Source organism: Sporosarcina sp. FSL W7-1349 (assembly GCF_038003045.1).
Taxonomy (GTDB): domain Bacteria; phylum Bacillota; class Bacilli; order Bacillales_A; family Planococcaceae; genus Sporosarcina.
The window spans coordinates 625970-652946 of record NZ_JBBOOK010000001.1 but is presented as its reverse complement, the minus strand read 5'-3'; the positions used below and the strand labels follow the sequence as shown (position 1 = coordinate 652946).

The 26977-nt window shown below is 50.7% G+C and carries 24 protein-coding genes; 4 read left to right on the top strand and 20 right to left on the bottom strand.

Going from position 1 to position 26977, the window contains the following annotated elements:
• Positions 1-7: 7 nt before the first annotated feature.
• Complete coding sequence (locus MKY41_RS03205; RefSeq protein WP_340743666.1) at positions 8-700, bottom strand: aspartate/glutamate racemase family protein; 693 nt, start codon at positions 698-700, stop codon at positions 8-10.
• A gap of 36 nt (positions 701-736) precedes the next feature.
• Complete coding sequence (locus MKY41_RS03200; protein ID WP_340743665.1) at positions 737-1351, bottom strand: PH domain-containing protein; 615 nt, start codon at positions 1349-1351, stop codon at positions 737-739.
• Between the two features lie 214 nt (positions 1352-1565).
• Between MKY41_RS03200 and MKY41_RS03195 the strand changes: the two genes are divergently transcribed.
• The gene (locus MKY41_RS03195; protein WP_445683316.1) at positions 1566-2375 is read left to right on the top strand and encodes a YitT family protein; all 810 of its coding nucleotides are present in this window, start codon (positions 1566-1568) and stop codon (positions 2373-2375) included.
• Positions 2376-2450: 75 nt separating this feature from the next.
• Here the strand turns inward: MKY41_RS03195 and MKY41_RS03190 are convergent, their stop codons facing one another.
• Both MKY41_RS03190 and MKY41_RS03185 read right to left on the bottom strand, forming a co-directional pair.
• The gene (locus MKY41_RS03190) at positions 2451-3212 is read right to left on the bottom strand and encodes an SDR family NAD(P)-dependent oxidoreductase (RefSeq protein ID WP_340743663.1); all 762 of its coding nucleotides are present in this window, start codon (positions 3210-3212) and stop codon (positions 2451-2453) included.
• Positions 3199-4143 (bottom strand): MBL fold metallo-hydrolase, encoded by a 945-nt coding sequence (locus MKY41_RS03185; protein WP_340743662.1) that lies wholly within the window; start codon positions 4141-4143, stop codon positions 3199-3201. Before MKY41_RS03185 ends, MKY41_RS03190 begins: the two co-directional genes overlap by 14 nt.
• A 468-nt stretch (positions 4144-4611) precedes the next feature.
• Between MKY41_RS03185 and proC the strand changes: the two genes are divergently transcribed.
• Together proC and namA are read left to right on the top strand one after the other, a co-directional pair.
• Positions 4612-5421, top strand: coding sequence for a pyrroline-5-carboxylate reductase (proC, locus tag MKY41_RS03180; RefSeq protein ID WP_340743661.1), 810 nt, complete (start codon positions 4612-4614; stop codon positions 5419-5421).
• Positions 5422-5595: 174 nt separating this feature from the next.
• Positions 5596-6615, top strand: coding sequence for an NADPH dehydrogenase NamA (namA, locus tag MKY41_RS03175; RefSeq protein WP_340743660.1), 1020 nt, complete (start codon positions 5596-5598; stop codon positions 6613-6615).
• A 284-nt stretch (positions 6616-6899) separates the two neighbouring features.
• On the opposite strand, the gene rnz is transcribed toward namA, so the two are convergent.
• From rnz to mce, 6 genes are all read right to left on the bottom strand, one after another.
• On the bottom strand, positions 6900-7850 hold the full coding sequence (rnz, locus tag MKY41_RS03170) for a ribonuclease Z (RefSeq protein ID WP_340743659.1): 951 nt from the start codon (positions 7848-7850) through the stop codon (positions 6900-6902).
• 15 nt (positions 7851-7865) lie between these two features.
• On the bottom strand, positions 7866-9062 hold the full coding sequence (locus MKY41_RS03165) for a DNA polymerase IV (protein ID WP_340743658.1): 1197 nt from the start codon (positions 9060-9062) through the stop codon (positions 7866-7868).
• 73 nt (positions 9063-9135) lie between these two features.
• Complete coding sequence (locus MKY41_RS03160; RefSeq protein WP_340743657.1) at positions 9136-9606, bottom strand: chemotaxis protein CheW; 471 nt, start codon at positions 9604-9606, stop codon at positions 9136-9138.
• 4 nt (positions 9607-9610) lie between these two features.
• Positions 9611-10741 carry a M20/M25/M40 family metallo-hydrolase gene (locus MKY41_RS03155; protein ID WP_340745622.1) on the bottom strand — a complete coding sequence of 377 codons (1131 nt, stop codon included), beginning with the start codon at positions 10739-10741 and terminating at the stop codon, positions 9611-9613.
• Positions 10742-10753: 12 nt separating this feature from the next.
• Positions 10754-12301 (bottom strand): acyl-CoA carboxylase subunit beta, encoded by a 1548-nt coding sequence (locus MKY41_RS03150; protein ID WP_340743656.1) that lies wholly within the window; start codon positions 12299-12301, stop codon positions 10754-10756.
• A gap of 3 nt (positions 12302-12304) precedes the next feature.
• Complete coding sequence (mce, locus tag MKY41_RS03145) at positions 12305-12715, bottom strand: methylmalonyl-CoA epimerase (RefSeq protein WP_340743655.1); 411 nt, start codon at positions 12713-12715, stop codon at positions 12305-12307.
• Between the two features lie 115 nt (positions 12716-12830).
• Between mce and prli42 the strand changes: the two genes are divergently transcribed.
• A complete protein-coding gene (gene prli42 / locus MKY41_RS03140) occupies positions 12831-12926 on the top strand; it encodes a stressosome-associated protein Prli42 (protein ID WP_144399706.1) in 96 nt (31 codons plus the stop codon).
• A 70-nt stretch (positions 12927-12996) separates the two neighbouring features.
• On the opposite strand, the gene MKY41_RS03135 is transcribed toward prli42, so the two are convergent.
• The 10 genes from MKY41_RS03135 to MKY41_RS03090 form a co-directional block, all read right to left on the bottom strand.
• Positions 12997-13437 carry a BrxA/BrxB family bacilliredoxin gene (locus MKY41_RS03135; protein ID WP_340743654.1) on the bottom strand — a complete coding sequence of 147 codons (441 nt, stop codon included), beginning with the start codon at positions 13435-13437 and terminating at the stop codon, positions 12997-12999.
• Positions 13438-13700: 263 nt separating this feature from the next.
• Positions 13701-14759 carry a methylmalonyl Co-A mutase-associated GTPase MeaB gene (meaB, locus tag MKY41_RS03130; RefSeq protein WP_340745621.1) on the bottom strand — a complete coding sequence of 353 codons (1059 nt, stop codon included), beginning with the start codon at positions 14757-14759 and terminating at the stop codon, positions 13701-13703.
• Positions 14760-14800: 41 nt separating this feature from the next.
• Positions 14801-16960, bottom strand: coding sequence for a methylmalonyl-CoA mutase (gene scpA, locus MKY41_RS03125; RefSeq protein WP_340745620.1), 2160 nt, complete (start codon positions 16958-16960; stop codon positions 14801-14803).
• Entirely contained in the window at positions 16953-18629 is a 1677-nt protein-coding gene (locus MKY41_RS03120; RefSeq protein ID WP_340743653.1) for a methylmalonyl-CoA mutase family protein, read from the bottom strand. Before MKY41_RS03120 ends, scpA begins: the two co-directional genes overlap by 8 nt.
• 120 nt (positions 18630-18749) lie before the next feature.
• The gene (locus MKY41_RS03115; RefSeq protein WP_340743652.1) at positions 18750-20045 is read right to left on the bottom strand and encodes a dihydrolipoamide acetyltransferase family protein; all 1296 of its coding nucleotides are present in this window, start codon (positions 20043-20045) and stop codon (positions 18750-18752) included.
• A 43-nt stretch (positions 20046-20088) separates the two neighbouring features.
• Positions 20089-21072 (bottom strand): alpha-ketoacid dehydrogenase subunit beta, encoded by a 984-nt coding sequence (locus MKY41_RS03110; protein ID WP_340743651.1) that lies wholly within the window; start codon positions 21070-21072, stop codon positions 20089-20091.
• Entirely contained in the window at positions 21072-22079 is a 1008-nt protein-coding gene (locus tag MKY41_RS03105) for a thiamine pyrophosphate-dependent dehydrogenase E1 component subunit alpha (RefSeq protein WP_340743650.1), read from the bottom strand. The genes MKY41_RS03110 and MKY41_RS03105 overlap by 1 nt, the downstream gene beginning before the upstream one ends.
• A gap of 66 nt (positions 22080-22145) precedes the next feature.
• Entirely contained in the window at positions 22146-23573 is a 1428-nt protein-coding gene (gene lpdA / locus MKY41_RS03100; protein ID WP_340743649.1) for a dihydrolipoyl dehydrogenase, read from the bottom strand.
• 93 nt (positions 23574-23666) lie between these two features.
• Positions 23667-24764 carry a branched-chain amino acid dehydrogenase gene (bcd, locus tag MKY41_RS03095; protein ID WP_340743648.1) on the bottom strand — a complete coding sequence of 366 codons (1098 nt, stop codon included), beginning with the start codon at positions 24762-24764 and terminating at the stop codon, positions 23667-23669.
• A gap of 72 nt (positions 24765-24836) precedes the next feature.
• Positions 24837-26879: a sigma 54-interacting transcriptional regulator gene (locus tag MKY41_RS03090; protein WP_340743647.1), complete on the bottom strand. Its 2043-nt coding sequence runs from the start codon at positions 26877-26879 to the stop codon at positions 24837-24839.
• Positions 26880-26977 lie beyond the last annotated feature (98 nt).

Genomic DNA, 26977 nt, shown 5'->3' with positions numbered 1-26977 from the left:
CATGTGATTACCTCTCCAATGCCCAATGAACCGCTTCCCGCGCGTGGATGAAGGTTGTATCAAATAGCGCAATTTCCAGGTCGTTCGGCTTCACTGCTAAACCAAGTTCTGTACATCCGAGGACGATTCCTTCCGCCCCGTTTCCAAGTAGGCGGTGGATCACCTTTTTAATCGTATCCCTTGACGATTCCTTCGTTATTCCCAAACATAATTCTTTGAAAATAATAGTATGAATGGCGTCCCTTTCCGCTTTATTTGGAATTAACACCTGTATGCCATTCGACTCTAAACGTGATTTATAGAAGTCCTCTTCCATTGTATAGGTGGTACCCAGTAAACCGACTGTACTAATGTTAGACTTTTTAATTTGTGTGGTGGTTGCATCGGCAATATGTAAAATCGGTAAGCTGATTGCTTTTTCAATCTGCCCAACAACTTTATGTGCCGTATTGGTGCATAGTATGATAAAGTCCACTCCCGCTCTTTCCAAGGACTGCGCCGCATCCCTCAGCACCTTCCCTACACTTTCCCAGTCGCCTGCAGATTGATAGCGTTCAATTTCTTCAAAATCGACATTGTAGAGGATGCACTTTGCCGAATGCAGCCCACCTACTCTATTTTTCACTTCTTCGTTTAAAATTCGATAATATTCTTGAGATGATTCCCAGCTCATCCCGCCGATCAGCCCTATCGTTTTCAAGATGATCTCCCCTTATCGAAGTAGATCCGCGCCTAGTTAATTGTTAATATACTTTTCAAACACATCGCCAAAATCTTTAACATGGTATTTCGTGTGGGCTGACGTAAGCCAAGTAAAACCAAATTCGGTTAATTGCTTATATTGATCAGCCATTTGGATGTCGGACGGTCTTGAATTGTGCAGCATGTGAGCAGCCTTGTCGAGACTTTGCGTCGCCATCTCATACAGGATATTATTATCGTAAGCTTTTTCAGAAATATACACTAATGCTTTGTATAGATCATTCAATTTTTCAAGTTGCTTTTTATCTACATCAATGCTGTACGATTGATTGCCTAACGTGAACTTGATTTCAACATCCAGATCTACTTTGCCCGCCGTTTCCAGCAGGACATCCGTGATTTGATATTGCGAATAAGGGTAGCGTTTCAGCACGCGCTTTGAAGAGATCGCACTCTCCCCATCGACGTGAATGAATGCTATATTCGTAAAGCAATACTCATCCGCTTTTGTCTTAATCAAAAAATAAATTTTTTCATGATCTTCATGTCGGATATAATCATCCGCATCTGTTTTATCATAGTCTTCCGGGCCAATAATTTTACCGATATCCGATAAGCCCAACGCATCCGAAGCAAATTTTTTCAGCATATGAACGCCCTCTTCCTATTGAGAATTCTTACACTTGAATTATACCATTTCTTCAGTTGAATGAAATCGATGGATAGGAAGTAAGGGAAATGAACTGACAAGGTGAAGTACAAAAGTGTAAAATAAAGAAAACTGATTAAAAGAGGAACAACATATGCCAAAAACACAACAAAAAGTGCCTATTTGGAAAGCGTTTGTGCGCGGCGCTTGGGTGATGGTCGGCGCAATCATCGCAGCTTACGGATTAGAATCGATTCTCATTCCAAACCAAGTATCCGATGGAGGCGTAACGGGCCTAAGCATCGTCGGGTCACAATTATTCGGTGTACCATTAGGCCTCCTCATCGCGATTTTAAATATTCCATTTGTCATTTTAGGCTACAAACAAATCGGAAAAAGATTTGCCATTTACTCCGTTCTGGGGATTGCAACGCTGGCGGTCAGCACGAGCTTAATGCATCGCGTGCCAACGATTATCCAGGGAGATACGCTATTGGTCACAGTTGTCGGTGGAATTATCCTCGGTATGGGAATGGGGATCGCTTTGCGTAATGGCGGTGCTCTTGACGGAATTGATATGCTGGCTGTCTTGCTTTCCCGGCGGATGCCATTCGGAACAAGTGACTTAATCCTATTTTTGAACGTTTTTGTTTTCGCCATCGTTTCAATCGTTTTCGGTCTTCAAGGAGCTTTCTTATCCGCGATCGCTTACTACATTGCCACCAAGGTGATTGCAGTCGTAGAAGAAGGTCTGAGCGGTTCCAAAACATATAAAATCATTACAAGCCAACCCGAAGAAATGGTGGAAACGATCCGTGACCGTTTAGGCCGGGGTGCGACTTACAAGATCGTACAAGGCGGGTATTCCAATGAACAATTCAAGGAAATCACGTGCATTATCAACCGACTGGAAGATAGCAAGATGAAGGAAATCATCCTTGATATCGACCCGTCAGCGTTTGTCACTGTTTATGAAGTCGCTGAAGTACGGGGCGGAAGTTTCAGTAAGCGAAACATCCATTAAAAAAAGTACAGCGGGAAGCCAATCAAACGATGATTTGATCAGCTTTCCGTTTTTCATTCCAACCGGTACCGACTCTTACGAATCCCCTTTCAAATGAAAAAATTTGCGGCCCACCCGCTCCACAAACGCAGGTGCCACCGCATATAATTTGCTTGTGATTCCCATATACCCAGGCAGGTCGATTTCCCTGACTGGGCGCTCGATCGCCTGAAGAACTGCATTCGTCACCGTTTCCACAGATAGGATCCGCTTGCCTAGCGCTTTCCGGTAATTCCCCGACGAGTCGGCTAGGTCGATGAACGGGGTATCGATCGGCCCGGGGTTGATTGTCGTGATATGAACGCCGAACGGGGCCGCTTCCATCCGCAGCGCATTGGCGTAGCCGAGAATCGCATGTTTCGTCGCTGCATAAATTGCGCTTTGTGGCGTAGCGACCTTCCCCGCCTGAGATCCGATGAAGATCAGCTGCCCACTCCCCCGCTCTATCATGCCGGGCAAGAGGCGCTTGGCAAGCAGCATAGGCACCTTGACGTTCAAATCGAGCATTTTGTCGATCGCGTCATCCGGCATCTCATGTGCCGGACCGAACAAGCCGAGCCCCGCCGAAAAGATAGCGACATCCAGAGTGTCAATCCGCTCCACAAGGCGTTCCGCTTCCCCGATTTTCGCCAAATCCGCCGGAATGGCATGGGCTCCATCATTTTGCAGCTCCCACAATACGTCTTTCGATCGCCCGGTCGCCGTCACATGGTGCCCTTCCGCCAATAGCTGTTTCGTCAAGGCGAATCCGACTCCGCTCGTCGCCCCGGTAATAAGAATCGTTTTACGCCTGCTCATATTGGAGAAGTCCATTTTCATCCATATATTCGCGTATCAATCCCTGCTCCAGCAAGTAATCGGTTTGGCCAATCGTTTCAGATAATGTCAATCCTAACTCTTTTTGATAGACAGTCGGGAATAACTCACGCGTCAACTCAAAAACGGTTCGGGGCCCTTCGCTCAACATAGCCCATACTTTCATCGCCCGTTCATGCTGCTTCGCAAAGCGGGTTTTGATCAAATCATGGACATCCCTCACTTCATTGCCATGCCCTGAATAAATCACTTCAATCGGCAGATCGAGCAAGCGCTTCAAGGACTGATTGTACTGCAGCAAGGAACGGGGACGCCCCTCTTTAGGGTCAAGCGGCGGCTCGATGATCGGATTGGAAGACACTTTTTCCAGAACGAGGTCTCCCCCGATCAGTTTGCCTGTTTTCTCTTCCCATAACACGATATGGCTTTGGGCGTGACCCAATGTTTCCAAAACGGTCCATCCATGATGGCCCGGCAGTTCATCCCCTTCTTTCAACAAGATGTCAAGCGGACGTTCACCAACGTAGCGAAGCGTCCCTCTCATTTTTTTCGCAGCGGCCAAATAGTCATCGGGCACCCCTTCTTCCACCATCCGGTCGTAATAAAATTCATCGTGATGCTTCATGAACGCCTCATCCCGCGTCAAATAGGGATGATTATAAGCATGGCCCAACACTTTGGCGTGATCGAACGCATCGATCCATCCAGCATGATCCGGATGGTGATGTGTCAAAATGACTTGCTCGATATCATCGAGTGTATAGCCGGCTTCCTTGATACCATGCTGGATCGCTTCATAAGCCTCCGGAGTTCTCGGGCCAGCGTCAATCAGTGAAAGGGCATCCCCTTTCAAAAGAAAAGAATTTACGTCACCGACCGGAAAGGGGGTCGGAATTATAATTTTATGGATCATCTCAAAATCTCCTTCGACAAACTGAATGGTTATTCATTTCATTGTACCTCTTTTCCGATACGGCGTCATATGTTTTGTTCCATTTGTTTGAAAAGCCCGTGATTTACACGCAAAAAACACCGGAATGTTGACATTTTTGAAGAGCCATGTATATAATCATTCTAATTCGAAGTACTTGTAAGCGTGGACGAAGACGAGTAGTTGCGGTGATGGAGAGAAGAGAGTGTGGCCACCGGCTGAAAGCCACATATCCCGCTCCCGCGGCGAACCTGCTTCCGAGCTGCTGTGGAAACATGGCCGTGCCTCTCGCGTTAAGAGAGGAATTGAGATGTGCTAGTCGCAGAACTGGCAAATTTAGGTGGCACCGCGGAAACATGCGTTTTCGTCCTGATCATAAGGACGGGAACGCATTTTTTATTGCCAAAAAAGGGCAATTTGTTTTTTGTACGGAATGAAAGGATGAAGAAAATGGAAACGATTGTATTCATAGGAGCGGGATTCATGGCGGAAGCCATTATCGCCGGAATTGTAGAACAAGGAGCATTGAAACCGGAGCAAGTATTCGTGACGAATAAATCCGATTGTGCGCGGCTTGAAGAGTTGCAAGCCAAGTACGGGGTTTCTATCTTGGATGAAGAGAAAGAAGCGCTCACAAAAGCCGATCTGATTGTCATGGCTACGAAACCGAAAGACATCCACAAAGCGATGGCTGAAACCGCACCTTATTTGAAGAACGGGGCGGCTGTCTTATCGGTCATTGCCGGCGTTTCCCTTCAAACGCTTGAAGACGGTTTCGGAGCTCGGCCGATTGCACGGTCGATGCCGAATACCTCTGCTACGATCGGCAAATCGGCGAGTGGCGTGGCATGGAATGCGGCAGTTGACTCCACGATGAAACAACATGTTCTCGGTTTGCTGGAATCGATCGGGATTGTCAAAGAATTCGAGGAAGATGACCTGCATACGGTTACCGCCCTATCCGGCAGCGGTCCCGCCTATGTTTATTATTTAGTCGAGGCGATGGAAGAAGCTGCGATTGACAAAGGACTTTCCAAAGACGTTGCCCGCGAGCTCATCATCCAGACATTGGAAGGTGCAGCAGCTATGCTGAAACAGACGAAAACAGAACCTGCCGAGTTGCGGAAAAACATCACCAGTCCGGGAGGCACCACAGAGGCTGGATTAAAAGCCCTTGAGATTCGGTTCTTCAAGCAAGCGATCGGCGACTGCATCAATCAAGCAGAGTCCCGCTCCCGTGAATTGGGCGCCCTATCCTAAATCCAATCAATTTGCTATACTTTATTCAGCATACTTTCCTGCCTCTATGTCGGTAGGAGTTTACTTCCCGATTCAGCGGCTGTCCCAAGGGCCACTGAGTGAAACGCCTCTGGTGGATGTAACGAAGTATTCGCCGAAGCGCAATGGATATTATAGTCAAGGGGGTTGTTGGAAATGGCAAAGCTTTTTGAACCGTATACAATCCGCGGCGTCGAACTGAAAAACCGGATTGTCATGTCTCCGATGTGCATGTATTCCAGCCATCGGGAGGACGGCATGGTGGAAGATTGGCATAAGATTCATTATGCGACACGCGCAGTCGGGCAAGTCGGCCTTCTCATCGTGGAAGCGACGGCGGTCCTGCCACAAGGGCGAATTTCCGCACAAGATCTAGGAATCTGGAGCGACGACCATATTGAGGGACTCGCTGAAGTCGTCCGTCTGGGGAAACAGCACGGAGCAAAAATGGGCATCCAGCTGGCCCACGCCGGGCGGAAAGCGACAGTGGAAGGGAATATCTATGCGCCATCCGCGATAGCCTACAATGAAAAATACAAAACACCTTTAGAAATGACCGTCGAAGAAATCCTGGCTACGGTGCAGGCATTCAAAGAGGCGGCGGTCCGCGCGAAAAAAGCCGGATTCGATGTCATTGAACTGCACGGAGCGCACGGATACCTCATTAATGAATTTCTCTCGCCGCTCTCGAATAAAAGGACAGATCACTACGGTGGCTCGGCTGCAAATCGCTATCGATTCCTGCGGGAAATCATCGATGCCATCCGCGAAGGATGGGACGGTCCGCTGTTCGTCCGGATTTCCGCCCATGATTATGTGGCGGGCGGCATGACGCCACAGACGTATATCGAAATGGTGAAATGGATGAAGGAACAAGAGGTCGACCTGATTGACGTTAGTTCGGGGGCAGTCGTTTCAGCGAGGATCAATATCTATCCGGGCTATCAAGTCCCCTTCGCAGAAGCGATCCGGAATGGTGCCCAAATTCCTACAGGCGCTGTCGGTTTAATCACGACGGGCATCCAAGCCGAAGAAATCTTGCAAAGCGGTCGCGCTGATCTCGTCTTCCTGGCACGCGAATTATTACGCAATCCGTATTGGGCCTTTGCAGCCGCCAAAGAACTCGGCGTCACCATTCAACCACCGGAACAATATGAGCGAGGTTGGCGCTTTTAATCACTATATAAGGCTTAAATAAAATCCACGGAGGGCAGCCCCTTCGTGGATTTTTCATTGGTACGGAGATGATAAATTTTTGGCATGTTGGAGAATTGCCATGATAGTTTGTCGAGTTGTCCTTACAGTTCGACGACTTGTCATTACAGTTTCCCTGATTGCCATGACAATTTCTGATAGCCCTGACAGTTTGTCAGCTTGCCCTTACAGTTGACCGATTTGCCATGACTGTTTCCAGAAGCCCTTACGTCTCCCCCATCCCCTCTAACTTTGCCCTTATCCTTCTACTCCCGCTCCCTAACCGGAAGCAATTCGCCCTGCTTCCATTCAAATCTCGAAAAGTCTTCCGCAATATGTAACTTCGGATGAATGGCCTGCCCTTGCTCTCTCAATTTAACAAGATCGCCCGGCATGAAACGGGCGCTGATATGAGTAGCGATCAACGTCCCGGCATTTGCCTCTTGCGCTGTCCTTGCCGCATCGCCGATTGTGGAATGGCCATATTCCTTGGCCAATTTCCCCGTTTCCATGTCGAACGTCGCTTCATGCACGAGGGCATCTGCGTGTCTCGCAAGCTCGACCGCGTTTGCGCAGTACCGGGTGTCACCCAATATCGCTATGGTAAACCCGGGCTGCGGTTCGCCCGTCACGTCCCGACTGCGGACAAAGCGCCCGTCCGGCAGCGTCATATCTTTTCCATCCTTCAGTTGCTTCAGCCACGGCCCTTTCGGAATCCCCGCTTCCGCAATTTTTTCCATCAATAACTTGCCCGGCAACGGCTTTTGCTCAACCCGGTACCCGAAGCAGGGGATGACATGCTGAAGCGAACCTGCCGTGACCCGGAAATCGGCCGTTTCGAAAACCAAACCTTCCTCTATTTCATGGATCCGAAGTTCATAGGTCAAATGAGTTTTGGAAATGCGCAGGCTCATCTCGACCCACTCTTTGATGCCCTGCGGCCCGTAGAGCTCGAGCGGTTCATCTCCTCCGAGAAAAGAGCGGGACCCCAACAAGCCGGGCAAGCCAAAAATATGGTCGCCATGCAGATGGGTAATGAAGATTTTACTGATTTTCCGTGGTTTTAACGTCGTATGGAGGATTTGATGCTGTGTCGCCTCCCCGCAATCAAACAACCAGTAACCTTCCCCTTCCGCAGAAAGATTCAAAAGGACCGCCGACGTGTTGCGCTGCTTGGAAGGCATGCCTGCTCCCGTTCCTAAAAATTGAAGTTCCAACTTGCCCTCCCCCTTTCATCGAGTACCTCGCTTAACAGTGCCGGAACCGAATTTCTTTTCCAATCGCGCGACCAATTCATTCATTTCCACGTCCTTCGAATGTTCTTCAAAATTATAGATCGATAACTGCTCATGTAGTTCTTGAATTGGGATGACGTTCGAAACTGTAATGCCGAGCAGGCGCACGGGATCCCTATCCCAATTTTTTTGGAATAAATCCACCGCTTCCGCATAGATGTCTTCGGCTTGATAGATTGGATTTACGAGCGAACGGCTCCTCGTATGATTCCGCCAATCCGCTGTCCGAATCTGAATCATGACGACCGATCCGGCGAGTTCCGATTTTGCCAGCCGGTTCGCCACTTTTTCCGCTAGCCATCGGAATGTCTGAAGACAAGCGGCCAAGTCGGTTTCATCAATCGCCAACGTTGTGGAACTCCCGACGCTTTTCCGGTCTTCCGCCGCTTCCGGATCGACCGGCCGGGAATCGATGCCATTGGCCCGCTTTCGCAGGCGGAGCCCGTTTTTCCCCAGCGACTGCTTGAGCAGCGGTTCCTCACAAACGGCCAAATCACCGATTGTTTGGATTCCAAGTTCATTCAGTTTCTTTTCCGTACTCTTCCCGATCCCGTGCATTTCAATAACGGACAATGGCCATAAAACGTCTGCAATTTCCCGTTTCCGTAAAATCGTGATGCCGAGCGGTTTTTTCATATCCGAGGCCGTTTTGGCGAGAAATTTATTTGGGGCGATGCCAATAGAACAGGGCAGATCCAATTCTCCCAGAATCCGCTGCTGCATATTCGTAGCAATCGAAACAGCGTCTGTAAGGCCGCCGATGTCTGTAATATCCACATACGCTTCATCGATGGAGACAGGTTCGACAAGATCCGTGTAAGAGCGCAAGATGGCAAAGACTGCAGCGGAAGCCGTCCGGTACTTTTCAAAATCGGGCGGGACAATGACAAGCGTCGGGCAGATGCGCTTCGCCTCGCCGACGGTCATCGTTGTATAAATGCCGAGTGCCCGCGCCTCATAGGAACACGTCACCAAAATTCCGCGCCGTTCCTTCGGATTTCCCGCAACTGCCATCGGAATTCCCTTGAGCGACGGATCATGAGCTTGCTCGACCGATGCAAAAAAGCTGTTCATATCCAAATGCAGGATGACCCGGGCCCCTCCCTTCCCGCGTGGATTGCCGTCTGTTGCCATACAAACCTTCCTCCATCTTTTTTCTTTATGTAATCATACAAAAACCGGACGGAAAAGTCGTCCGGCATTTGTATTATTTTGCTGCTTGTGCTTCTACATAGGCGCCGATTTCATCCATTCCGGCAAGTGTTTCGGATAGCACTTCCGGATCGACGACCGTCACCATCCGATCCTCCAAATTGGCGACCGTCTTGAAATAAGGAGTCCTGGAATACGCCATTAAACTGGTGTCAGTCAGTGTGTTTTCCGGAATGTCGATAATTTCCTTCGCATCCAGGACGAGCAAACCGATGAATAGCTTGGTTGTCTGTACGACGACAACGCGGGCATCCGGCTCCCCTTTTGCACTTCTTCCATAAAGAATCTGTTCAAAATCGAGAATCGGCACCAACTCCCCGCGAATCCGCATCAACCCGAGCATATAGTCGGGCAGATGGGGGATCGGGTTCACTTGTTCCAACCGTTCGATGGAAACGACCGAGTCAACAGGCAAGGCATATTCCTCGTTCCCGCACTGGACGATGACCACTTTCAACTCTGTCATGATCTCACTCCTTCCGGTTTGTCGTGACAACCTCTACGATTTCAATCAACAGTTCCGTCAATTTGTTCAATTCCTCTACAGGCATCCGTTCGTTTTTCGTATGAATCTCCTCATATCCTACTGATAAGGTCACGGTCGGGACGCCAGCACCGTTGAAAATATTGCCATCGCTCCCGCCGCCGCTCACCATCAGCTCCGGTGTCCGTCCAATCGCGCGAATCGCAGTCATCGCTGTCTGAACAACTTCCGCCTCTTCCCCAAAACGGAATCCCGGGTACATGAGTTGAACTTCCGTTTCCGCTTTTCCACCCATCAACGTCGCGGTCCGTTCAAACACCCGCACCATATGCTCCGTCTGGCTATCCAGCTTCTTCTGATCGATGGAACGTGCTTCAGCCAGGATATGAACTTCATCACAGACGATATTCGTCGCTTTTCCGCCTTCAAACCTTCCGATGTTCGCCGTCGTCTCTTCGTCGATTCGGCCAAGCGACATGGCGGAGATCGCCTTGGCCGCAATATTGATGGCCGAGACCCCTTTTTCGGGCGCCACGCCGGCATGAGCGGTTTTCCCGTGGATGGTCGTCCAAAGCTTCGCCTGATAGGGGGCCGCGATGACGATTCCACCGACTTTCCCGTCACTGTCGACGGCAAAACCGTATTTCGCTTTCAGCAATGAAGGATCCATCGCCTTCGCACCGACCAAGCCGCTCTCTTCTCCGGCCGTTATGATGAATTGGATATCGCCATGCGGTTTTCCGCTTTCTTTCAACGTCCTCGCCATTTCGAACAAAGCAGCGATCCCCGCCTTATCATCGGCTCCGAGAATGGTCGAACCGTCCGAATAGATATAGCTGTCATCCCGCAGGACCGGCTTGATGCCTTGTCCAGGCACGACCGTGTCCATATGGCAAGTAAAGTAAATCGGATCGGCCCCTTCCGCCGTTCCTTTCAAAGTCGCGATTAAATTTCCCGCACCATGTCCGGTCTGCCCGGCAGAATCATCTTCGATCACATCGAATCCAAGCGCTTCCATCTTGGCAATCAAATGATCCGCAATGAACCGTTCATCCCCGGTTTCGGAATCAATTTGAACAAGTTCGAAAAACTCATCGAGCAGTCGTTGTCTATTCAGTGTAAACACTCCTTACAACGGAATATTTCCGTGTTTCTTTTTCGGTCGGGTCTCCTGTTTATTGCGCATCATATCAAGCGCTTGCAGCAACTTGATACGCGTCTCACGCGGGTCGATGACATCATCCACCATTCCATGGGACGCCGCTACATACGGATTCGAGAATTTAGTCCGGTATTCCTCTATTTTTTCCGCTCTTGTCTCTTCCGGATTGTCGCTGTTCGCGATATCCCGGGCGAAAATAATATTAGCCGCGCCTTCCGCACCCATCACGGCGATTTCCGCATTCGGCCACGCATATACCACGTCCGCACCAATCGACTTCGAATTCAAGGCGACATAGGCACCGCCGAACGCTTTGCGCAGGATGACTGTCATTTTCGGAACGGTCGCCTCTGAATAAGCATACAGGATTTTGGCGCCGTGACGGATAATCCCGCCGTGCTCCTGCTTGATGCCCGGGAAGAAACCGGTCACATCTTCAAACGTGATCAACGGAATATTGAACGAATCACAGAAACGGATGAACCGTGCAATCTTATCGGATGAATCGATGTCAAGTCCACCCGCCATCACTCTCGGCTGGTTACAGATCAACCCGACCGACTCCCCTTTCATCCGGGCAAGACCGACGACCGCATTTTTCGCGAATTCCGGCTGCACTTCCATGAAGGATTCTGCATCCACTATTTGTTCAATCACTTTCCGGACATCATACGGACGAATCGTCTCGTAAGGAACGATATCCGTCAAATCCGGACGATAATCATCCGACTCGTCGTAAGGGACGACAGGTGGTTTTTCCGTGTTGTTTTGTGGCAGATAGGATAACAGGCGGCGGACATCCGACAAGACCGTCTCTTCGTCCTTGCCTCGAAAATGAGCATTCCCGCTAATTGTATTATGTACTTTAGATCCACCTAAATCTTCCGAAGTGATTTTCTCGCCAGTCACCGTCTCAATGACTTTCGGCCCCGTGATGAACATTTGGCTCGTTTCGTCCGTCATGAAAACAAAGTCTGTAATCGCAGGGGAATAAACTGCCCCGCCCGCACAAGGTCCCAGAATAACGGAAATTTGCGGAATGACACCGGAAAAGATAGCGTTCCGATAGAAGATTTCACCATAGCCATCCAACGAGACGACCCCTTCTTGGATTCGGGCCCCACCGGAATCGTTCAGACCGATGAACGGCGCCCCGTTTTTCGCCGCCAAATCCATCACATTGGCGATTTTCATCGCGTGCATCTCACCGAGTGCTCCGCCGAATACCGTGAAATCTTGGGAGAATAAATAAACCGGTCTTCCTTCGATTTTTCCATACCCCGTCACGACGCCATCTCCTGGACCGACTTGGGTATCCATCCCGAAATCCCGAGTGCGGTGCGTGACGAAAGGATTCAACTCCACAAATGTGCCTTCATCGAGCAACAGGTCGATCCGCTCGCGTGCAGTCAGCTTGCCTTTTTCATGCTGCTTGGCGATGCGATCATCACCGCCGCCCAATTCAATTTCCCGCTTTTTGTCATATAATTCATTAATTTTATCGTAAATATCCATTCCTTATTCCCCTTTTCCGCTTTTGTCGCATAGTTCGTACAAGACACCGAACGAGGATTTCGGATGTAAAAAGGCGACTTCCGCTCCCCCAGCACCTGGTCTTGGCTCGTCCTGCAAAAGCTGAACCCCTTTTTCTTGCAATTCCGCCATACGAGAACGGATATCGGTGACACCGAACGCAATATGATGGACGCCTTCTCCGCGCTTTTCTATGAATTTCGCAACGGCGCCATCTTCCCCCATCGGCTCCAGCAATTCCAACTTCACATTCCCGGCGTCAATGAACGCCACACGCACCTGTTGGCTGGCAACCTCTTCCATTGCCAACAATTTCAGACCGAGCGTATCGATATAGTATCCGATGGAAGCATCGATACTTTTTACCGCAATCCCAACATGATCCACTTTTTGCATCGTCAATTCCCCCTTTTATCCATTGTACATTTTTATTTGAAAAATCTCTACAGGTTGTGAAATCCTCGGATTCTGTTAAAATAGGTATATCTGTGATGAAGGAGAGTCCGGGAAAATGAGCAATAAGAAAATACAGAAGGTCATCGTCTATCTCATGATCATCGCAATGGTCGCTTCCAGCGTGCTATTCGGATTAAGCGTACTTTTTTAAACCGCAAAAGTGTCAACAAACTTAAAAACAGTCCGTTCGTGCGTTTTGCACGGACGGACTGTTTTTTTCATCAAACCTCTTCGCAATATTCCTCGAATTGGCTTTGCAAGTTCGCCACGACGGACATCGGATCATGCCCTTCGATTTCATGACGGCCTATTTCCGCAACGAGTTTCCCATCCTTCAAAAGGGCGAACGACGGAGAAGATGGAAGATGATCATCGCCGAAGTGCATGCGGGCTTGCGCTGTCGCTTCTTTGTCCTGTCCGGCAAATACCGTGACAAGATGATCCGGACGTTTATCATAATGGATCGAATGCGCAGCGGCCGGGCGCGCAATGCCTCCCGCACAACCACAAACCGAATTCACCATGACGAGAGTGGTGCCTTGACGAGTGAAGGCTTCATCCACCTGCTCTGGCGTCTGTAACTGCTCATACCCGCTCGCTTCCATTTCAGAACGAGCTTGTCTTAGAATATCATCCATATACAGATTGAAATTCATATTCATCGGATCCTCAAACCCCTTTCTATACTTACAGCTTTATCATAACAGGTGGAAAGTGGACATGCAAAAAAACAAAAGCGCAGGGCGCCTGCTCAGACCCGACAAGCGCTGGCCGACTAAACCCGCCGCGTCCTGCGGCAACGTCGACACTAGTACGTCCTGTACGTCGGAGGACTTTCAAATAAAGGCGCTTTTTGCCTTTATTGAAAGACCGAAGCGACTCGAGGGGCTGGCGCCCGGAGCTAGACGTGAACAGCCGTCGGCAATCAATCCCCCGCGATTCGGCGTTCTCCCGGAAACAGCTGATCCACCGCGCCAGCGACGGTCACTTGCCCTTCGGCCACGGCGGCTTCCAACGCCGCGACCTCCTCCTTCTTCCCCGGCTTGGCGAAGAAAGAGTCGATGAGCCGATCGCGGATCATCTGACGGAACCAGTCCTTCGTCTGTGCTTGGCGCCGTTCCTCCCAATATCCGACCTTTTCCATCTCCTGCTTGAAAGCCAGCACAGTCTCCCACACATCTTCCAGCCCCGTCTTCTTCAATGAAGAGACCGGCAGTGCCGTCGAAGTCCAGCCGGGGGATGCCGGCTGCAGGAAATGAAGGATTTGGCGATATTCCCGTACCGTTTTCTTCGCAAGCTTCAGATTATCTCCGTCCGCCTTATGGACAACGATGCCATCCGCCAATTCCATGATCCCCTTTTTCATCCCTTGCAGTTCATCTCCCGCTCCTGTGAGGACGAGCAGCATGAAATAATCAACCATTCCACGGACCATCGTCTCACTTTGGCCGACGCCGACAGTTTCAATCAAAATCACATCATAGCCGGCCGCTTCACAAAGGAGCATCGTTTCCCGGGACTTCTTATGCACACCGCCGAGCGTCCCGGCGGAAGGGGACGGACGGATGAACGCATTCGGATGCTTGGCAAGTTCCTCCATCCGTGTTTTGTCCCCTAAAATGCTGCCCCCCGACAGAGTCGAGCTCGGATCAATTGCAAGGACGGCGACTTTATGGCCGGCTTCCGCAAGCATGAGCCCAAACGCTTCGATGAACGTGCTCTTTCCCGCCCCCGGAACGCCGGTGATTCCAATGCGGACACTGTTGCCCGTTTCCGGAAGCAGATCAAGCAATAATTGCTGCCCCGCTTGTTTATCAGCCGCTTTCAAACTTTCCAGCAAGGTGATCCCTTTCGCCAAATCGAGACGGGAGCCTTGCAAAATGTTCTCCCGAAGCTCGTTGATCGGAACCGACTTGTCCTTCTTGACAAACCGTCTCCGACCAGAAGCGGCCATCCCGTCATGGGAGGAAGGGATTCCATCCATCACATGAAGTGCACTGTCATCGATCAAACGGTTATTGTCTTTCAATCCGCCACTTCCTCATAGCCGAGCGTGCTGTAAATCTCTTCGATCACCTTTTGCGCGGCAACAGGGATGACAGTACCCGGCCCGAAGATGGCAGTTGCCCCGCTTTCACGCAGGAACGCGTAATCCTGCGCCGGAATGACGCCACCGACGACGACAAGTATATCCTCGCGTCCCAATTTCCGCAATTCCTCCCGTAGTGCAGGTACCAATGTCTTGTGACCTGCCGCCAGCGAACTGACCCCGATCACATGGACATCGTTTTCTGCCGCTTGTAAAGCGGTCTCTTCCGGTGTCTGGAATAAAGGGCCGATATCGACGTCGAACCCGAGATCCGCAAAGGAGGAAGCGATCACTTTCGCACCGCGGTCATGGCCGTCCTGCCCCATTTTTGCAATCAAGATACGAGGACGGCGCCCTTCATTCTCCAGGAACTCGTCCGCCATCGCTTTCACTTCTTTAATTTCCTCCTCGTTTGAGAAGTTGGAACTGTATACGCCGCTCACCGAACGGATCACCGCCTTATGACGCCCCGAAACGCTTTCGATCGCGTCCGAAATTTCTCCGATTGTAGCACGCGCCCGTGCAGCATCCACTGCCATCGCGAGAAGATTGCCTTCCCCGCTGCGCGCGCTTTCCGTCAAGGCCGCCAACGTTTGGGCAACCGCTGTTTCATCCCGGCTCGCTTTCATTTCATTGATGCGGTCGATCTGTTTTTGACGGACGAGCGTATTGTCGATATCGAGAATGTCGATCGGATCTTCTTGTTCGAGTCGGTATTTATTCACCCCGATGATCGCTTCCGATCTGGAGTCGATTTGGGCTTGGCGTTTCGCTGCCGCTTCTTCGATCTTCATCTTCGGCAGGCCGGTTTCGATCGCTTTCGCCATGCCGCCGAGGTCTTCAATCTCCTCGATCAATTCCCATGCTTTTTCAATCAATTCATCCGTCAGCTTCTCGACATAGTAGGAGCCGCCCCACGGATCGATCACTTTTGTCATCAGCGTCTCTTCCTGCAAGAACAGCTGCGTGTTCCGTGCAATCCGCGCGGAGAAATCCGTCGGCAAGGCGATTGCCTCATCTAGCGCATTCGTATGAAGTGACTGGGTATGTCCCATCGCGGCTGCATTCGCTTCGATCAATGTCCGGGTGACATTATTGAACGGATCCTGCTCGGTCAAGCTCCAGCCCGAAGTTTGCGAATGGGTCCGGAGCGCCAGGCTCTTCGGATTTTTTGGATCGAACGTCTGCATCATTTGCGCCCAGATCTTCCGTGCTGCCCGCATCTTCGCGATTTCCATGAAATAGTTCATGCCGATCGCCCAGAAAAACGACAGCCGCGGTGCGAATGAATCGATATCAATGCCAGCTTTCAAACCAGTGCGGACATATTCCAATCCGTCTGCCAGTGTATAGGCGAGTTCGATATCCGCCGTCGCGCCCGCCTCCTGCATATGGTAGCCCGAGATAGAGATCGAGTTGAACTTCGGCATGTTTTTGGAAGTGTATTCGAAAATGTCTGCGATGATCCGCATCGACATATCAGGCGGGAAAATATACGTATTCCGCACCATATATTCTTTCAAAATATCATTCTGGATTGTCCCAGCCAGTTTTTCCGGTGCCACGCCCTGTTCCTCAGCCGCTACGATATAAAATGCCATGACCGGCAATACGGCGCCGTTCATCGTCATCGAGACGGACATCTGGTCGAGCGGAATGCTGTCGAACAGGATTTTCATATCTTCGACCGAATCGATAGCAACGCCCGCTTTCCCGACATCTCCCGTCACCCTTGGGTGGTCGGAGTCATAGCCCCGGTGCGTAGCAAGGTCGAATGCAACGGATAATCCTTTTTGTCCCATAGCAAGATTCCGTTTATAGAACGCATTACTCTCTTCCGCCGTAGAGAATCCGGCATACTGGCGCACGGTCCATGGACGGGAGACGTACATCGTCGGATAAGGCCCGCGCGTGTTCGGAGCGATGCCCGGAAAATCATTCAGATGTTCCACGCCCTCCAAATCTGCTTGCGAATAGATCGGTTTCACATCGATCCCTTCATTCGTCCGGAACGGATTGCCTGCCGTCCCGTTTGCGAAAGCATCCGTCTGTTTCAATTCGGTAATAGTCACTTGGCTGAAGTCCGGTTTATTCAACATGAGCCCCTCCTTCCACTTTGTACGCGATTTCCAGCAGCTTTTCGATTTTATTCTGCCCGGCAAATACGAACCCGTCCAAGCCAGCGGACTGCCATTTTTCAGTTAATGCCACGTCCACCTTACCTGCTGCATCCAACACAATTTGCCCCGGACGCTTGGCCAACAGCTCGTCCATCACTTGTTCCGTTTCAGCAGGCGATGCACAGACGACCGCATAATCCGGTTGCTCGGAAGCGAGCCAATCGAGCGCTTCTTGTGCATTGGCGAAGGCAGGACTCCATTCGGCGCGGATTCCGCCGGTCGCAAGGAAGCCCGTAACAAAGTCCGCACGCGGTTTGAAGTCTTTCAGCGCACCAAACGTCAAGACGACGGCTCGCGGTTGGGAATCCGCGAAACGCTGCCGCAATTTTTCGAACGGAGCCGCAAGACGCTCCGCTGCAGCGACTAAGTCGGAATCGGAAAAAACGGTTGGCGTCAATTCTGCATATACATTCGTGCCAATTAATGTTTTTTTGCCCGTTGCCACTTCCTGTCTCCGGGAATCCATCGTTTGTTCGACTCGCCCGGTAGCAAGATAGGCATCATAGCCTCCCATCGCATCGATTTCGAGGAACTGTTTCCAAGCCCTTTCCACGAGTTCTGCTGTCAATGTTTCAATGAAATAGGAGCCCCCGGATGGATCAGCCACTTTCGTGACATGGGTTTCCTCTTTGATGACCAACTGGATATTCCGTGCCAACCGTATCGAATGATCTGTCACGCCGGTCAACAAATCATGCGGGTGAACGGTCAAAGCGTCCGCCCCACCGAGGACGGCTGAAAATGCTTCATTTCCCGCACGCAGCAAATTGACGTTCGGATCCAGCTTCGAATATGAGCGTAACGAAGTGACCGCCAAAAGCGGAACCGATGGAGCATCCTCCTTGCCATAGGCCTGGCTGAACGCTTGCCATAGCACACGGAAAGCCCGGAATTTCGCGATTTCCATGAAAAAATGGGTATCTACTGCGAAACGGACAAAAAATTGTCCGGCAAATTCATCAAAAGTTTCCTTCGATGCCGCGAGTTCCGAAGCTTTCGCCAAAGCAAGTGCCAGTTCCGTCACCGTATCGGCCCCTTGGTGATGCACGTCCCACAGATCCGCGCCAAGCGTCCGCACTTGGTCATAGCCTTGCGGAATCCGCCAGTCTCGCACCCACACCGCCCCTTTCACTGAGGAACGGAATTCAGCGGGAATCCGATCGAACACTTGCAAAATCGGGTCATCCGCCGAAGTGTCCGTAATGAAAACCGGATACTTTTGAATGAAATCCCCCAATTCATCCAACAGCCGATCATTCCAACAAAGCTGCTTCCTGCCATCATAGACGATCGACTCATTTCCTCGGGCCAGCGAATCTTTCAATGTTTTCAAAAATCGCTGTCCATCTTCAGCAATCGTCTGCTGGGCCACAATCCATCCCGATGTGTCGCTGACAGCCCGGACCGTTTGCAGCCGCGCCTCCAGCTCCTCCTGCGTATACAGAGGTTGCAGTGTAATCCCTTCCACCGTCTTTGTTAAAAGCGATTCAAATGGTTTCCCTTTCAGCGAGTGGACGGCCGTCTCCTTCCATTGGTTGTAGTCGGCATCCGCAAATGAAGACGTTTTCATTTTATGTATCGCCATACCCTCATACACCCCTTCCAAAAATGATAGTTCTTTCTATAGTTTACCTGAGTGGGAGAATTGTTTAAAGTGGAAAAAACCCGGAGCCATTTTCAAGCCCCGGGCAAATTGCGCTGTACCTCAATAAATCGAAGTGTTTTCAGCGGAAATATTTTCAAGAATTTCTTTCACACGGGCTAGGAATCTTCCGCTGATCAAGCCATCCAATACGCGATGATCCAATGATAGACAGAGATTGACCATATCCCGGGCAGCGATCATCCCATTTTCCATGATGACCGGACGTTTGACGATCGATTCGACTTGCAAAATGGCGGCCTGTGGGTAATTGATGATGCCCATCGACTGCACCGAGCCGAATGATCCGGTATTATTCACTGTGAATGTCCCGCCCTGCATCTCCGCAGAGGTCAGTTTACCCGAACGCACTTTGCCGGCCAATTCATTGATTTCCCGGCCGATCCCTTTAATCGTTTTTTCATCCGCACTTTTGATGACAGGAACGTACAGGGCCTCCTCGGTCGCCACCGCAATGGAGAGGTTGATATCTTTCTTCTGAATGATTTTGTCACCCGCCCACATGGAATTCATCATCGGGAATTCCTTCAACGCTTGCGCCACCGCTTTCACAAAGAATGCGAAATACGTCAAGTTGAAACCTTCCCGCTGTTTGAATTCATTTTTCAAGGAATCGCGGTATTGGACGAGATTCGTCACATCGACTTCGATCATCGTCCACGCATGCGGAGCTTCGTGCTTGGACCGCAGCATATTGGTCGCAATCGCACGGCGCACACCGGAAACCGGTATTTCGATATCACCCGCTTCCGTCGGGAACTCGATAGGTTGCGGTGCCGCTTGTGGAGCCGGGCGTTCTTCCGTCATGGTCGGCTGCTGTTCCGGTTGAGGAGCCGCGGCTTTCGGTATATTTCCGCTTTCGATGATTGCCAAAATATCCTTGCGGGTAATCCGGCCTTCCCGTCCCGATCCTTCGACGTGTGACAGGTCGATATCGTTCTCCTGGGCCAAGCGCATGACAGCCGGGGAATAACGCCCAGCTGCTTTTCCACGCTGGACCGGAGATGGCGGCTTCTGTGAACCTGCGGCCGGCATTTCATTCGCCGGTTCTTCTTTCGCTGGCACTGCCTCCGGTTGCGGTTCCTCAGAGTTTCCGCCTTCCGCCTCAATCGTGCAGACGACGACGCCGACCTCAACCGTCTCCCCTTCTTTTACAATCAATTCTTTGATCGTGCCCGAAAAAGAGGACGGAATCTCGGCAGTCACTTTATCCGTATTCACTTCTGCAATCGGATCGTATTTATTGACAGTGTCACCCGGCTTGACGAGCCATCTCTCTATCGTCCCTTCTGTGACACTTTCACCAAGTTTCGGCATTTCAATATGTTGAATGGCCATTGGGCATGCCTCCCTCCTTATTCAATACCTTTGCTGCATCCATTTAAAATTCCGCAAGTTCCCTTGCAGCTTTTTCGACTTTATCGGGATTGACCATGAAGAATTTCTCCATTGTCGGTGCATACGGCATGGCCGGGATATCCGGACCGGCTAACCGTTTGATCGGCGCATCGAGTTCGAACAAGCAATTTTCTGCGATGATAGCCGACACTTCGCTCAGGACGCTGCCTTCCAGATTGTCTTCCGTCACGAGCAGCACTTTCCCTGTCTTGGACGCCGCTTCGATGATCGCTTCTTTATCAAGCGGATAAATGGTGCGTAAATCGAGAATATGCGCAGATATGCCATCTTCCGCCAACCGTTCTGCTGCCTGCAATGCAAAATGCACGCATAATCCGTACGTAATAATCGTAATATCGTCGCCTTCGCGTTTGACATCCGCTTTGCCGATCGGTAGGACGTACTCCTCATCCGGGACTTCCCCTTTGATGAGACGGTAGGCGCGCTTATGTTCAAAGAACAGGACCGGATCATCATCACGGATGGCGGCTTTCAACAATCCTTTCGCGTCGTATGGCGTTGAAGGAATGACGACTTTCAACCCCGGCGTGCTCGCGAACATCGATTCCACCGATTGTGAATGATACAGGGCGCCATGGATCCCCCCGCCGAAAGGAGCACGGAAGACGATCGGACAAGACCAGTCATTATTCGACCGATACCGGATTTTGGCAGCTTCGGAAACGATTTGATTGACAGCCGGCATGATGAAATCCGCGAACTGCATCTCGGCGATCGGACGCATGCCATACATTGCCGCACCGATTCCGACTCCCGCGATGGCCGACTCCGCTAGAGGAGTATCGAGAGCGCGATATTCGCCGAATTGATCATAGAGCCCGGTCGTCGCTTTGAAGACGCCGCCTTTCCGCCCTACGTCTTCTCCAAGAACAAAGACATTTTCATCCCGTTCCATCTCTTCTTTCATCGCCAACGTGATGGCATCGATATAGGATAATACGGCCATTATTCGACTCCCCCTTCCTCGGCATACACATGGAGAAGCGCATCCTCAGGCGCGGCGTATGGTGCGTTTTCCGCGTAGTCCGTCGCTTCATTCACCGTTTTCATGATCTCTTCATCGATTTCCTTTTCAAGTTCATTGGACAGGACGCCCGCCTCTTTCAAATAGGCCGCGAATTTCGGGATTGGATCAAGTTTCCGCTCCTCCGCTAGCTCTTCGGCATCCCGGTACAGCCGATGGTCGTCGTCCGACGAGTGGGCGGTCAGACGATAGCATACCGCTTCCACAAGACTCGGCCCTTCTCCGCTCCGGGCCCGGTCTGCCGCTTCCTTGACAACTTTGTATACTTCGAGCGGATCGGTTCCGTCGATAGTGACCCCCGGCATGCCATAGGCAACGGCCCGGTCCGCAACATGTTCGCAAGCAAGCTGCTTTTCCACCGGAACGGAAATCGCATATTTATTGTTCTCCACCATGACGACCGTCGGCAACTTATGGACGCCCGCAAAGTTCATGCCTTCGTGGAAATCCCCTTGGTTGGATGAACCTTCACCAAGCGTCACAAACGTGATGAAGTCCTCCCCTTTCATTTTCGCCGCAAGCGCCACACCAACCGCGTGCGGGAGTTGCGTCGTAACAGGAGAAGATCCCGTCAGAATCCGGTTTTTCCGTTGTCCGAAATGGCCAGGCATCTGACGTCCACCCGAGTTCGGGTCCTCCGCTTTGGCGAATGCGGACAGCATCAGCTCTTGCGGCGTCATGCCAAAATGGAGGACGACCCCCATATCCCGGTAATACGGTGCAATCCAGTCCTTTTTATCGTCCAAGGCGAATGCCGCTCCTACCTGTGCCGCTTCTTGACCTTGGCATGAGATGACGAACGGGATCTTTCCGGCGCGGTTCAACAGCCACATCCGTTCATCCAAGCGCCGTGCCATCACCATCGTCTTATATATTTGGAGCACATCTTCATTCGTCAAACCAAGCTCTTCATGACGTGTTTTTGCCATTGTAACTCCCCCTATCGGTTACGTGTTTCCGGGTCCGTTCCGTCGAATGGTGCAGGACCGCGTGATTTACATATGAATTGCCAAGCCATCCACTGCCAAAGCAGCTTCTCCCATCACTTCTGACAGGGAAGGATGCGGATGGATCGTGGAAGCGACTTCCCAAGGCGTCGCATCGAGCACCATTGCCAACCCCGCTTCGGAAATCAAATCAGTGACATGGGAACCGATCATATGGACTCCCAAAATGTCATTGGAGGACTGATCGGCAACAATCTTAACGAATCCGTCCGCATTGCCATTCACAAGCGCTTTGCCGATTGCCATGAACGGGAATTTCCCGACCTTAACGTCAAATCCTCGTTCCCTCGCCTGCTTCTCCGTTAATCCGACACTGGACGCTTCCGGACTAGAATAGATGCAGCGGGAGATTTTCGTATAATCGAACGGCTCACGCTTCAATCCGGCGATATGTTCGATGGCCGCAATCCCTTCATGGGAGGCGACATGCGCCAGCTGAAGACCGCCGATGACATCCCCGATTGCGTAAATATGACTTTCTTTCGTTTGGAAAGTTGGCTTTGTCCGGATCGTTCCATTTTCGATTTCAATCTCGGTATTCTCGATTCCAATGCCCTCGACATTCGCTTGGCGACCGACCGACACAAGCATTTTCTCGGCGCTGTATTCGACCTGCTCTCCGTCGACTTCCGCGGAAATCGACACCTTTCCCTCTGCTTTGACGAGGGTTTCCGGCAGCACCTTGGCGCCCGTGACGAATCGGATGCCTTTTTGGCCAAGCAGCTTCTGCATTTCTTTGGAAATGTCTTCATCTTCCGTCGGGATGATGCGGTCCGCGTATTCCAAGACGGTCACTTCCACTCCGAAATCATGAAGCATGGAAGCCCACTCGATGCCGATTACACCGCCTCCGACGACAAGCATTGATTTTGGAAGCGCTTTCATCGATAGAGCCCCATCCGATGACATGACCTGCTCTTCGTCGATTTCGAGTCCTGGCAACGTCCTTGGCCTGGATCCCGTCGCAATGACCAAATTCTTCAACACGAGCATTTCATTTTCTTCCCCGCTATTCATTTCAACGGATATCGTTCCCGGCATCGGCGAGAAGATCGATGGGCCGAGCATTCTTCCAAGCCCTTCATAGATGTCAATTTTCCCTTTTTTCATCAATGCCTGGACGCCGTTATACAATTGCTTGACTATTTTTTCTTTCCGTTCCTGCACCTTTGCAAAATTAAGCGCGACGTCTGCAGTATCCACTCCAAATTCGGCGGCCTTATTTTTGGCCATATCATAAACTTCCGCGCTCTTCAGCAATGCTTTGCTCGGGATGCATCCTTTATGAAGGCAGGTACCCCCAAGCTTCCCTTTTTCAACGAGCGCAGTTTTTAATCCTAACTGGGCTGCGCGGATGGCTGCCACATAGCCCCCGGTGCCGCCACCCAAAATGACGACGTCGTATTCTTGTGCCATATCTTCTGCCTCCTAATCTAGTAAATGAACTTTTCAGCATAGGGTGAATCGGTCGGAGCAGCAATTGCTCCAACCGATACCCCAATCAGCTGATTATCGTCTCGATAGGACGCTTTTTTCATTTTGCAAAAATTGGCTGCGAACTTTTGCAACACGTGCAATCCGTTCTTCCGCTAAGCGGTCTGCAGCGACGTAGGACGGGATGTTGTCCCGTTTTGAAATGGCGAAGATCTTTTCAATGGTGTCATATATAGTTGCTACCCGTTTCAATGCCCGTTCCCGGTTATAGCCATCCAGTTCATCGGCAACATTGATGACGCCGCCGGAATTGATAACGTAGTCCGGTGCATAGACAATGCCCATTTCATGGAGTTGATCTCCATGGGAAGGATCTTTCAATTGGTTGTTCGCCGATCCCGCAATCACTTTCACTTTCAATTGCGGAATGGTTTCATCATTGATGACGGCACCGAGTGCACAAGGGGCGAAAATGTCCGCTTCCTGCGAATAGATCTCATCGATGCCGACCGCCGTTGCACCAAACGCCTCCACTGCCCGTTGGACCGATTCTTCGTTAATGTCAGTGACAATCAGTTTGGCGCCTTCCTCATGCAAATATTCGCATAATGAGTAGGCGACATTCCCGACACCTTGGACAGCAATCGTTTTTCCTGCCAGCGAATCATCTCCGAATGCTTCCTTGGCAGCCGCTTTCATGCCTTTGTATATACCGAAAGCCGTTACAGGGGAAGGGTTTCCGGATGAACCCGAATCCGCTGCGGATGTTCCCGCGACATAATCGGTTTCCAAATGGATCAAGTCCATATCCTCTTCCGTAGTCCCCACGTCTTCCGCAGTGATATAGCGGCCATTTAACCCTTCGATATAGCGGCCGAACGCGCGGAACATTTCGTCGTTTTTATCGGTCCGCGGATCGCCGATGATGACGGTTTTCCCTCCGCCGAGATTGAGTCCCGCTGCAGCATTTTTATACGTCATCCCCCGTGCCAAGCGAAGAGCGTCTTCGATCGCCGCTTCTTCACTTTCATACGTCCACATGCGGGCGCCGCCAAGGGCAGGGCCGAGTGTCGTGTCATGGATCGCTATGATCGCTTTGAGGCCAGACGTTTTGTCCTGGCAGATCACCAATTGTTCGTAGTCATGTTCTTCCAGTCTTTTGAAGATTTCCATTGTAATACCTCCTCATAATTAAGTCCGTTTATAAGTATATAGGAAATGACAGGTACGTTGGTAGTTCTCAATTCAGATCAAGTCATATTTCTCCAATTTGTAATAAAGGGAACGTAGCGAAATGCCGAGCCGGTTTGCCGTCAACGACTTGTTTCCGCCATTTTCCTTGAGCGCCGTATCGAGAATTGTTTTTTCATAATCCTCCATGATCGATGCAAGCGTATTCGTATCCAGCAGGGACGTTTCTACCTCTTTATTTTCCCTAGACGAAAGGGATTTAACCACATTTTCTAGTTCGAGAACCGATCCGCCCGGCTCCATATAGATCATCGCCCGGCTGAGCACATTCTCCAATTCCCGCACATTTCCCGGCCAATCATGCTGCTGGAGGTGCTTCATCGCTTCCTCTGTAATTTCACCGACATTCATGCCCAACTCCCGATTCAACTTTTCGAGGATTCGCCCGGTAATTTCGGGGATATCCGATTTCCTGGAGCGAAGCGGAGGGACATGGATCGCGATCCGATTGAGCGGATAATACAGCTCTTCGAGGAACTCTCCTTGCTGCATCGCTTTTTCCAAGTTCCGAGAGCTGGCCGTTATGATCCGTACATCATACTGGACCGGTTCGGTGCCCCCTTTTCTCATGACGGCCCCCTTCGTTACGAAAGTAGCCAACTTCTGTTGAATTAAAAGCGGCAACTCTGCAACTTCATCCAAAAATAAAGTTCCGTTTTCCGCATCCCCGATCAAACCTTCCGTCACTTCCCATTTTCCCAAGCCGCTCAGTTCCTCTTGGCCGAAAATTTCAGCTTCCAACCGGGATGAGTGAATCGCGGAACAGTTCACGCGTACAATTTTATTCGACTTCCGTTCGCTGCCGCTATGAATGGCATGGGCAAACAGCTCTTTGCCGGTACCGACTTCCCCACGCAGCAGAACCGGCAAGGACGACCGGGCGGCAAGCTTCGCCTGCTCGACGGAAATTTCCAATTCATGCGAACTTCCATAAATATCATCGAATGTGTATGTTTCTTCCAATTTTCTGATGATCGTGCGGGCCTCTGCCAGCTCATTCATCAAGCTGCGCATCTCCGTTATGTCGTGAATGACGCCGACACTGCCCTTCACTTCCTGATCTACGATAATCGGAGCTACATTGACAATAACATCCCGGCTATTCTCGCCAATCCTCATACTCACGCCACGGATCGGTTTTTTGGTTTGCAGCACCTTCATATGGATGCTTTCCCCTTCGATGATATCCTCGGATGCCGGCTTCCCGATGATTTCCTCCTCCGTCAGCCCCGTAATCCTCGTATACGCTGGATTGATGAGAATGCCGTTCCCATGCTCGTCAACGACCGAAATCGCATCATCGCTCGAATGGATGATTGCTTCCAACATCGTTTTCATCTCATTGAGACCGGTCACTTCTTCGGCAAGCGCCACGACTTCCGAAATATCCTTGAATACGGCGAAAGCACCCACTTTATCTCCCGTATTGTTGAATAATGGATAGCGAGAGGTGACGATTTTCAACCCGTTGCCAAGAACCAGTTCCCGATTCATCTCCGCTTTTCCACTTTCATAGACAGCTAGCAAATTGGACATAGGAATCACTTCGTTAATAGGTCTTCCAACGGCATCCTCAATTCGGATTCCCGTCATCTTGGAAGCGCTTTTATTAATGAAGTCGATTTGGCCATTGCGATTGATCCCGATCATCCCTTCTTCGATCGAATCAAAGACCATCTGCTGTTTATGCATTTCCCCGCGTATCCGCTTTATATATGTATTGTTTTTTTCAAGCAATTGGACGAGCAGATTGACAACAGATCTTGGAATGACGACAGAATGATCCTGCCTGGCCTCAATCAGTTGAGGAAAGACCAATTCGTCCCCCGTCACATCAAAGATGATATGAACACGATCCGACAGGAAAGGCCGCCAATCCGGTCCGTAGGGGACGCCCAATTCCTGCGCACGCTGTATCCCGGGTGCTTCGTTGTTTGTATCGACAATTGCAATCACATTCATGGATTCATGGTGTAAGAGAAGGTTCAGTAGGACGGATCCACCTTCCCCTGCCCCAACTATAAGAACGTTTTGCAAGGAAATTCAAGCCCCCTTCGGATAACTTGCAATCTTTTGCAATTATAAGTTCATCATACACGATTCCTTTGCTCTTGACAATCAATTTCATCTTGTCG